The organism is Kitasatospora cystarginea (assembly GCF_039533515.1).
Taxonomy (GTDB): Bacteria; Actinomycetota; Actinomycetes; order Streptomycetales; family Streptomycetaceae; genus Kitasatospora; species Kitasatospora cystarginea.
Genome location: NZ_BAAATR010000235.1, coordinates 1 through 518, shown reverse-complemented (window position 1 = coordinate 518; position 518 = coordinate 1). Strand labels below are relative to the sequence as shown.

The 518-nt window shown below is 68.7% G+C and carries 1 protein-coding gene; it reads left to right on the top strand.

Annotated elements, in window-relative coordinates; translation table 11 throughout:
* Positions 1–97: 97 nt before the first annotated feature.
* A partial coding sequence (locus ABD369_RS41015) for a helix-turn-helix domain-containing protein (RefSeq protein ID WP_344641727.1) occupies positions 98–518 on the top strand: 421 nt, incomplete at its 3' end.

Genomic DNA, 518 nt, shown 5'->3' with positions numbered 1-518 from the left:
CTAGTGCCGTGACCGCATAGGTTCGCCGGGTTGGCGGTGGCGATGCCTGAACCGGTTGGATGTAGACGGACATCCGATTCGGTGCGGGGAGGCGTGGGTGGCGGAGCCGGTCAGGGTCCGGAGGTTGACCGATCAGGAGGGGCAGCAGTTACAGCGGATCGTGCGCCGGGGTAGCACGAACACGGTGCGCTATCGGCGGGCGATGATGCTGCTGGCCTCGGCCGGCGGCAACCGGGTCCCGGTGATCGCCCAGCTCGTGCAGGCAGACGAGGACACCGTGCGGGATGTGATCCACCGGTTCAACGAGATCGGCCTGGCCTGCCTGGACCCTCAGTGGGCGGGAGGCCGTCCCCGCCTGCTCAGCACTGACGACGAGGACTTCGTCATCAAGACGGCCACCACCCGCCCAGCCAAGCTCGGGCAGCCCTTCACCCGCTGGTCGATCCGCAAACTGCTCGCCTACCTGCGCAAGGTCCACGGCCGGGTGATCCGCATCGGCCGCGAGGCCCTGCGCTGCC